Origin of the sequence: Candidatus Clostridium radicumherbarum (assembly GCF_045310525.1) — a bacterium.
In the GTDB taxonomy this organism is placed as follows: Bacteria; Bacillota; Clostridia; order Clostridiales; family Clostridiaceae; genus Clostridium_AT; species Clostridium_AT radicumherbarum.
The window spans coordinates 71,796-81,593 of record NZ_JBJHZY010000006.1 but is presented as its reverse complement, the minus strand read 5'-3'; the positions used below and the strand labels follow the sequence as shown (position 1 = coordinate 81,593).

The 9,798-nt window shown below is 28.1% G+C and carries 7 protein-coding genes; all 7 read right to left on the bottom strand.

Features of this window, described 5'->3' with window-relative positions; all coding sequences use genetic code 11:
* Positions 1–319 precede the first annotated feature (319 nt).
* The 7 genes from ACJDUH_RS18970 to ACJDUH_RS18940 all read right to left on the bottom strand — a co-directional run bounded on the left by ACJDUH_RS18970 (position 320) and on the right by ACJDUH_RS18940 (position 9,786).
* Complete coding sequence (locus ACJDUH_RS18970; protein ID WP_406766801.1) at positions 320–487, bottom strand: hypothetical protein; 168 nt, start codon at positions 485–487, stop codon at positions 320–322.
* Positions 488–598: 111 nt separating this feature from the next.
* Positions 599–775, bottom strand: coding sequence for a hypothetical protein (locus ACJDUH_RS18965; protein ID WP_406766800.1), 177 nt, complete (start codon positions 773–775; stop codon positions 599–601).
* A gap of 57 nt (positions 776–832) precedes the next feature.
* Positions 833–1,801, bottom strand: coding sequence for a hypothetical protein (locus ACJDUH_RS18960; protein WP_406766799.1), 969 nt, complete (start codon positions 1,799–1,801; stop codon positions 833–835).
* Between the two features lie 604 nt (positions 1,802–2,405).
* A complete protein-coding gene (locus ACJDUH_RS18955; RefSeq protein WP_406766798.1) occupies positions 2,406–3,605 on the bottom strand; it encodes an HNH endonuclease in 1,200 nt (399 codons plus the stop codon).
* Positions 3,606–4,084: 479 nt separating this feature from the next.
* Complete coding sequence (locus tag ACJDUH_RS18950; RefSeq protein WP_406766797.1) at positions 4,085–5,977, bottom strand: TnsD family Tn7-like transposition protein; 1,893 nt, start codon at positions 5,975–5,977, stop codon at positions 4,085–4,087.
* A 1-nt stretch (position 5,978) separates the two neighbouring features.
* Positions 5,979–7,634 carry an ATP-binding protein gene (locus ACJDUH_RS18945; protein WP_406766796.1) on the bottom strand — a complete coding sequence of 552 codons (1,656 nt, stop codon included), beginning with the start codon at positions 7,632–7,634 and terminating at the stop codon, positions 5,979–5,981.
* Entirely contained in the window at positions 7,627–9,786 is a 2,160-nt protein-coding gene (locus ACJDUH_RS18940) for a Mu transposase C-terminal domain-containing protein (RefSeq protein ID WP_406766795.1), read from the bottom strand. Before ACJDUH_RS18940 ends, ACJDUH_RS18945 begins: the two co-directional genes overlap by 8 nt.
* Between the last annotated feature and the right edge of the window lie 12 nt (positions 9,787–9,798).

Genomic DNA, 9,798 nt, shown 5'->3' with positions numbered 1-9,798 from the left:
ACAGATATATATGGAAAGACTTTATTATGATTGGAATGAGGTTATTATTGGAGGAAAGAGGTTAAAAATGGGGTACATGGTTAGGTCTAAGAATTGAAGGCTAAAAGGTAAAAAAAATTCAAATCTTTATATTTAAAAGGCATGAATTCAAAATCAAAAAATCATATATTTAAAATAACTTTTGTAAATATATCTTAAATGTATTTCCTTATTATATTCGCTAAAAACTCTTTCGCTTTTCGAGCCATATCATGATGATCTCTATGCCATTCAGTTATCTTATAAAAGTCATGAAAACCTATATATTTTTGTCATATGATTACTTTCTTTTATAACTAATACGCTCATAAATATATTCTTTTACTCTTTGTGCATCATCTTTTTGATTAGATGCTAATTTTATATCTACAGACAAAATATCTTGATTATTCCTTAAATTTGTGTTAGAAACTAGTTTTTTAAGTTTTTTTATATATTCTTTATTCATAATATATCACCCCAAACTCTTTTATTAATAGTATGTCATTTTATATACATATTATTAAAATTGCAAGTTTAGAATAAAAGAGTCTATGTTTTAAAACACAGACTCTTTAAATTATAGAGCAATTTTTTTAGTAGTTCCGACACGCTCATTAACATAATCTTTTACTCTTTGTGCATCATCTTTTTGATTAGATGCTAATTTTATATCTACAGAAAGCATTTTTGTATTGTTTTGCAGATTACTTTTAAAGTTAAGTATTCTTTTAGCCATTAGATTATTTTTACTCATATTTAGCACCTGCCTTTTTTTTATTATAACATATATTGCAAAGTTCAACAATATAAATCAATCATTGTCAATGGCTGCATCATCAGTAAGATGTTCTAAATCAAGTGTTGATATTATTTCTAAAATTGTCTTACTTAAAAACCCTTCAAACGCTCTTAGCACATTTGAGATTGCCCACTGTTCCATAGTCAATAGTTTTTCAGTATTATTGCTTAAAACGATATATTTTATTGCATTATTACTTCCATTATTTTCATTATCATTTCCATTATTCTCATTATCATTCATACTAACAAGTGATAAGTATGGAAATATTAATATTTTTGTATCTTTAGAGTTATTTATGTATCCTTCTTTTTCTTTAAGTTTTTTTTCTAATTTTTTAAATTCAAGGAAATTAAGTTTGAAGTCCTTTTTAATATTATTGAGATCGTTTGCTTCAATAATAGAAATTTGACTTAAATTTTCATTTGAATTAATTTTGTTATTTAAATACATCTCCACTATTTTAGTAAGTTCACTATCAATATCAAAGGTGGAATCTTGTATGCTATGGATTAAATCATTTTCTATGTTAAGGCAATATATAGGAATATATCGTATTGTATTATACTCGGCCTTAATTATTTCTTGATAATCTTCCACTACTCCAGTTTGAGTTTTAACTATTATCTCATCTTCTTCATCTGATAAATCAATACCATCTTTTTTTAGTGATTTAATTCCACGAGAAGAAACAAAAAATGTGTATACTATAATACCCATGATCATAAAACCTATGAAGTTAATAATAAAAATCCATTGTTGCTGAGGAATACCGTATTTGTTAGTTGCATAATTAAGAGTCGGTACTTTCATAATATTATAATACGCAGCAAACAATAAACTCCAGAAAGCAAAAAATATTACTTTAAACCTTTGCTTTTTCGTCTTTGTTAAAGGTGGGAGAAACCAAAGAATTACAGAATAAATTATAAATATAATTGCATATACATATAACCCAATTGGTTCAAATAAACGACCCATTTAATAACCTCCTTAATTAATTATATTGGAATATTTTTATATAATTTTTTTGATAATCTTTTTTTATTGTTCTGAATTGTTGAATTAGTTGTGACATAAATATAATAAACAAGTGGATTTAAAAACTAATTATGGTTAATTTAAAATTGAATTAATCGACATTAATTAAATCATAATTAAATATTATATCGTCTGGAAATAAGTAAAATAATAAATAATTTTAGGAGTTTATTAACCATTCATATACCACTTCTTTAAGTACATCATTCCCAATTTTTATATATTTTTCTTTAACTTTTTCACCACCCATCAATTAGTAGAATCGACACGCTTGATGATTATCTTCTAATGCCCAAATAAGCATACCTTTATATGCGGTACGCCAAGTATCTACATTAACTTTAGCAATGTTCCAAGCGTCAGAAATGGTTGCTTGTCTAATTATCATTGTTTCACATCCATTTTTATTTTTCCATAATATTTTTCAATTTTTACCAATATAAGAATGATACGACATAACTAAAAAAAATTAAACCAAAAATTGTAATTGGTCGCATCTTTTAGTTTTGAAAAAACAAAAAAGTTTCCTTGTACTACTCTTCATCTATACATGGTCCTCTTTATCAATACCTGCCAAGTAAGAATTCAATCTTTCAAACTTCTTAAAAATATAGGAACGGACATCTATTGTATCACTGAAAATAAAAGCATTTATTAGCATCGGATACGACACAACCCCATCCTTTTTCAAAACATTCGTCACCCTTCTAAATGTACTATCCTTCAATCGATCATCTTCATCAAAGTACAGTAAAAGGCTTCTCAAATAGAAGTTCATTTCATCAGGTTCCATTTTATGTAGTTTGTTGGTATCTATGTATTTATTACCTAACTTTGCAGAAAGCACATCGGACATATCTTTCTTTAACGATTCCTTTTGTATTGACTCTGATACACGCTTTTTAAATACTTTCAAATCCATGCAAGGCTCTATATTAAAGTACATTGAATAAGATAGAATATGTTTAGGTTTTCTTATATAAAGTTCTGGAATAGTTCTGTCAATTTTTTGAAGAAGTTGCAGATAAGTTTCAGAAACCGATATATTCCCATCCCACTCGTCAGACAGTAGCACATAATATTGAAATGTGTTGAATAAATCCACATAGCACCAAAGCATATTTCTTTGATTAAATAAAATCAAGTTATGATATAATTCCATCTCTGTGGCTAATTCAATGTATTTATCCATTGGGTTTAAGGCCACAAATGGAATAACTGGATAATTGAATGAAATATTTTCAATTTTTTCATCCTTCTCTTGTATATTTAAACCTTTCTTCAACACATCAATGCATATACCTTTTTCTATGGCAAAATTAAAAGCAATCTTAGCGATTCCATTCTTAAAAGAAGCATTTTCAATAGGAAAGTTATAGGCCAATATTTCAAAATTCAGTTTGGAAACGTCGCAATGCAATTTCTTGCTCAACTCTGGGCAAGCAATTACTTTGCTATTCTTTATCGAAACATCATAAATCTCGTTTTCATACATTGCTTTCCCAGTACAAAGAGGATGAGACTTCTTGTTATTAGTTTTTGCAAAACTCTCGATCCTGCTAATTATTGGATTGAAGGTCTTTGTAAAGGGAGCATCAATAAATTTGCTTACATAATTATTACAATTTGGACAGCATATATCCTCGGATTCGTACAGTCCTCCGATGGCATTCTGAATAATATGTTCCCTACTTCTCATTGTAATCAACTTTCCACAGTAAATACAGTTAGTCCTTTCTGTCATCTATATCCCTCACTTTGTATACATTTTATTTGATTTCATAAGCGTCCCTTTAATGTTGATCATAAAAATTAACCTTCTTTAAGCATTTGCAAGTTTTAAACACTCTATTGTATAAATTCAATATAAACTTCACATTTCCTTCAATTACCAAAAAATATTTTTATATAATCTGTGATTAATACTATAATGCTGTTAAGGTCTCTAAGTTGATGTATAACATCTCTAAAATACAAGGTCATACCATATTTCAAAATCAAATTCACCTTGATCTTCACCTTTTTAATTCCCTAATCACTTCAATTTATGGTATGATATTATTTCTATAAAACTCACTAATATGATTTTGAATTAATTATACTTAAGTTAATTATTAGGCAAAAATAATGAGTGCAAAAATCATTGTAATTTCCACACTCAATAGTTATATTGTTTCGCTTTCGCACCCTAAATCAACCAGTTTACTTCCAGCATTTGCTGTATTATCCTTTCAAATTTAATATCTTTAATATTTCCTTTTTATATTTTGCTACACTATATTCTTTCAATTCGAGTTTCTTTCTTGCTTGATCCCAGGTTGCCTCTAATCCTTCCTTTTCTAATTCATTTATTGCCCATTTAAATTTTCTTATAATAAATTCTTTATTTGTTTCTATTATTTGAGATAAATATTTTTTTGTTCTCGGAAGTTTATCTGACATCTTGGATAAAACTATCGTTTTACCTAATCTTCTTTTTAACTCTACAACAGTAATTTTAATCGGCTTTTCTTTAGTGTATAGCATATCTGAAATAATCTTTTTTAACTTATGAAGTAATTCTTTATCTTTTTCTTCCCAGTTATGTCTTTGACTTGAACCATGATTAGATTTTATCGGTGGTTTATTTTTTAAGAACCAATCAGAATCATTTTCCTTTAGCCATCTAGTCAAATGATAATCTAGTTTTCTTAGTTCTGTGATACTTTTATTTGGATATCTATGTCTAAATTCTAACCACTTCTTTCTATAGATTTCTATATCTATATCAGTAACTAATTTCTTATTACTCTTTTCTTTTTTATCATTATTATTGGTGTGCTTATTAATATTTGTCTCAATATACTTCCTAACAATTGGTATGCTAATTCCTAATTTAATGCTAATCTCTTTTAAGGTAAGATTGTTATCTAAATATTCCTTTAATTTATTTTCCCATACAAATCCAAAATCTATAACTCTATATTTTCTGAATTCATCTTCAGAATTATTGCCTAAACTTTTTCTTATATATGTAAATCCACAAGGACATTTAAATGTTCCAACAGGGCATTTAAAATTTGTATTATCATCGTAGCCAATACTAATATGATTTATAACATGCTTTAGATAATTGTCACAGACAGGATTTAAACATGGCCATGGCCCCTCTCCAAAAGGCTTATAGTCAATTTTATTTAAAAATAAATCATCTACACTTATTTCTAAAAATCTTGCTATTAGTAAATGTTTAATTGGATGCCTACTAATAATAACTCCTCTAATTGTTACTTTGAGCCAATCACTCACTTTATTATTTTTTTCTGGATCTTCTAAAGTACATTGTTGTAGTTCTAAAAATGTTTCACCATAGAATTCTTTAAAGTTCTGATATAATTGCTTTGTTTTTATAACTCCTGTTGCAGTTGCTAAATTTATTTCTTTTAATTTATTTTTGTATTGGTTCGAAAACCATTGTTGCTCTTTATGTGGTAAATTATTATTTAATATATAATCGACATCTTTTGCTAGAAGTATTAATTTATCAAAATCTTTTTCATTAACTTCTATCTTATTTAAATTTTCTAAGTATATTTGTTCTGTCAACATTTTATATTCTCTTTGGTCGAATGTATTTATTGGTAAATTTACCTTGTTAAGGGAAATCAAATGTTTCGTGCATACTACAACGCCTGGTATTTGATGTTGTCTGTGCCAATATGATTCTCCATATCTTTCTATATCTTCTTTATAGCACATTGAACAAAATTTAAGATTGGTTATTCTTGAAATCTTATTAGAAACTAATCCTAATTTATTATAAATTTTATTTCCTCCAACACCCCTCATTAATTCAATGCATTCATCGACTTGGTCTTGCTGTAAAAATGAAGAGTAGAACGGGAGTAAAGTATGCTTATAAATTAGATCTTCAGCAGTATATTTATGACTAATAGGCATATTGCTTATTAAAATATCAATCCTACATGGCAATTCAACTGCAGCAGTTGCATTCTTATCTCCAAATAAATCTAACATGGTACTTTTATAATTATAATTTCCGCTTCGTTTATGATATCTGCCTAAGACACTATATAGTAATTCATCTGGATATGGTGTTGGAAAAAAACTTATCATTTTAGATTTTATCTCCTAATAAAATTGTATTAAACTCTTTAATATATCCATATTCTTTTAGTGAGGCATATGCTGAAATTTTATTTTTCAATCCATTTTCAACTATTACTCTCAAATCATCCTCATTAGTTTCATCATTTCTAAAATCACTTAGTTTCTTTTTATTTTTCGTGTTAGATAGCAATCTAATTGCTCCAAATACAATATCCTTAACTTCTAAATCATTTTTTTCATTTTCAATAATTTTTTCCACTGTCTTTTGGGCAATGCTAGGCTCAATGTCTAGTTCTAAGAGTTTAATTATCGCCTGTTCTTTTTTTGAGTATCTTTCTTTAACTTCAAACTTCTTTTTCATGTCTGTGATATCTTTTATTCGTTTATTCAAATTAATACTCTGACTTTCAGCATTAAAGAAATCCTCAAAATTTAGTGTATAGATATCTTCGTATTTAGCCAATTTCCTTATATCCCCACTTCTCAAAGCATCTATCATAGGTTTTACTAACTGTAAATTTTCTTCTGCCACTTTTATTATTAAATTTACATCTATCTCTTCTTTTCCTGATAGAATGGCACGGATTTGAGTCATAGCAAAGAGTTTAACTGCTATGTCTGTTATACCTTGACTTTGCACATAAAATTCATCAATAAACTCCTTGGTTAATTGAATGCTTTTTTTTGTCCACTGATAATCCCATATAGCCTCCATTAATAAATTCCAGTTACTATCATTTTTCATTCTCTCCCATATAAGATCACCTTGCCCACTCCCACGTCTTGCTTGTCTAAATTCGGATTGTAATACTGGTAATGCTTTAGATGTACCTATTAAAGTCAAAGGTATACCAATAGTGTTTATAAGTGTTACAAAGAAATTTAACATATTACTTGCACCCGTACCCTTTGATGCTGAAAGACTTTGTATCTCGTCTATAACAAGCATTCCTAGTCCTATATTTCTTGCAACCTTGCTCATTGCTATTAGTAAAATATCTATCGTAATATTTCTTGATTTATATGTATTGTAATAATTAGTTCCGAGTAAATTATCTATTCTATAAAAGAAGTCAATACATAATTGCTTAATACTTCCATCATAGGGACATTCAATTTTTAACCAAACTAATTGAAGCATACTAAATTTAATTCCTCTATATTCTGAGTGAACGATTATCTGAGGCATTAAAGAAAGTATTCTATTAATGGCTGTCGTCTTTCCAATACCGCTTACTCCAATAATGGTTAATCCTGATGCAGTTGTTCTAAACTTATCATTATTTGTTGAATCATTTATTAGATTTTGAGCGATATCATATTTGTTATTTAAATTCTTTACGAAGTCTGGATTAAATGGGTTTCTAGCAAGATATCCTTGACGAATTAATCTAGAAATTCTACTTTCAAGATCCAAATGAATTGGTAAAGGTTGAAAACACTGAAATAGTCGTTGTACAGCATGTACCCTATATTGTGGTTCAAGTAATTTTTCTTTTTCATTGTAAGTAGGGTATACCGCAATTTTTTCAATTACATCTTCTTTGTTCAGTATAGGTGGAAGTGCTTCTATTAAAGGGTTTCCGCTGTATTCTTTTAATATTTGCTCCTTATACTCTGCTTCAACAGCAATTACTCCATTAGGTAAATAAATATTACTCATTAAGTTTCTTTAATTCCTCCTTTTGTTTTCTCTTTAACAATTTCAAATCACCTCCAAATTCACTTTCATCATATTTAGAGGTACATGTATCAACATCACTATCCCTTTGATCAGTTTCTACTTCAACTAACATAAATGCTTCGGTTTGCCTATTTATATTTTTTTCTGCTAATCTATTATCCCTTATTCCTTTTAACTTTTTATTTTTGCTTATATTACGGCTACAACTTTCATTTGTTTGCTTTTCTGCCTTCTGTACAATATCCTCAATATGTGAAATTAAATCAACCTTAGATTGAACTTCTTTTGTAGAATTATTTTTTATTTCGGTTCTTTCCTTTTGTATTAAATATTCAATTTCCTCATAAGTTTTATTTAAATACTTAGATTGGTGTTCAAATATAGAACATTTTTGAAATGATTTCTCATTTGCATTTATAAAGTAAATGTTATCCATATTTCTTGGATCATAAGATACATTTATTTTCCATGAGCCGCTATTTCTAGCAGTTTCAAACCATCTTTCTTTAATACTTGTATTGGAATAATAATAGATATTTTTAAATTTTATACCTTTTGCTGTTACTAATGCTGTGCCTTTAGGCATTAAGTATAATTTAATAATTTCATCTGAAACTGTTCGGAGACTACCCGATCTGTTTTTGATTCCCCATGACCATAGGTCTTTAGGTACAGGATTTATGTTGTCTTGGATCATCATCTCTTCTCTGCTATAATTTTTTAAGATGTGATGATTATTATGAAATAGTATGCATCTAATTATAATTTGTGTGAATTGATAAATATCTAGTTTGGCATCTAATCTATAATCTCTATCACCTCTCTCTCTTTGATTTGAATCAATAGTTCCAGGAAGAAATGGCTTAATTGTAGTATTTAAGGTATGAAAATGTTGTTCAATTATGCCTTTCATTTCGGCCCGATATGGAGGTGTATTCTTTACTTTTATAAAAAGTGTTTCTATAATATTTTCTACGTTGCTCCCTTCAAATTCTCCTCTATCTGCCAATATCGTTTCTGGAAGATAATTTACTGGCCATTCTTCTTCACTAATTTCAATATCGTACTGTTTACAAAATTCAATCTTACTTGTAGCAGCATTCGCTAACGCATTCATTGCGGCAGCCCATGATGGCCCTTCAAACCCAACGTACACCCCAACTATCATCCTTGAAAAAACATCCATAATATTATAAATTATTGGCCTACCCACTATCCAATTCCTATTAAATCTTGAAACCAAGTATACATCAGCAATTGTAGCATCTATTTGATAAATTGAACCTGGCCCTAATGCTTCTGATGTTGAACTTCCTGTAATTTGCCTATGTTGCTGATAATACTTCTTTGCACTTATCCGTGATGAAATCTCTTTTCTTATATCTCTTTCTTTATTAAACCAATATCTAAATTGTGTAAGTGTAGGAATTTCATTTGATGACTTTAATACAGGTATTTCTAGACCATTTTCAAATTTATATCCATTATTAAAAAACTCTTTAAGCATTAATTCGTAAGTAAGAACTAAAGACTTTTTAGAACTTGTATTATAAAACTTTTTAATAGATACTCTAAAAGTCTTTTTTATTTCTTCATTTATATTAACTCCATAACCAAACAGATTATTATATTTTCTTGGTCTCCCTCTTTTTATATCACCAACTGATTTTTCCTTTCCTCTACCACCACAATTATAAAAGTCTGGAAGTAGGGCATTCTTTATCTTGCCTCTTATCCAATATCTTTTTAAGTAATTTAATATTGTTTTTTCAGATATTTTATATTTCATGGATATTTCTTTAACCATGCTACTTCTTTTATTAGATATATAAATATATGGCTCATTAGCAACTAAACTCGTTATTATCTCCCATGCTTTGTCCCTTTTTTCTATATTCAGTATAGTCAAACTATCCTCAGAAATTACTCTTATGGTTGGATCTTCATTTTCTATCTCAATTTCACCATTTTTAAGATATAATTCTAAATCGGAAACTTTCCTTTGAAAAGGAAGGTTATTAGCATTTATATCTATTACAAATGTTAAATCATCATTATTGTTTAGCCATAATACTCTTTCAATTACTTGATTATTATCTGCCCATTTAATAAGTGTATTTACTATTAGCAAACTACTTTCTCC

Excerpts from the sequence above, each read along its gene's own strand:
- ACJDUH_RS18970 (WP_406766801.1), bottom strand. The coding sequence starts at position 487 with ATGAATAAAGAATATATAAAAAAACTTAAAAAACTAGTTTCTAACACA.
- ACJDUH_RS18965 (WP_406766800.1), bottom strand. The coding sequence starts at position 775 with ATGAGTAAAAATAATCTAATGGCTAAAAGAATACTTAACTTTAAAAGT.
- ACJDUH_RS18960 (WP_406766799.1), bottom strand. The coding sequence starts at position 1,801 with ATGGGTCGTTTATTTGAACCAATTGGGTTATATGTATATGCAATTATA.
- ACJDUH_RS18955 (WP_406766798.1), bottom strand. The coding sequence starts at position 3,605 with ATGACAGAAAGGACTAACTGTATTTACTGTGGAAAGTTGATTACAATG.
- ACJDUH_RS18950 (WP_406766797.1), bottom strand. The coding sequence starts at position 5,977 with ATGATAAGTTTTTTTCCAACACCATATCCAGATGAATTACTATATAGT.
- ACJDUH_RS18945 (WP_406766796.1), bottom strand. The coding sequence starts at position 7,634 with ATGAGTAATATTTATTTACCTAATGGAGTAATTGCTGTTGAAGCAGAG.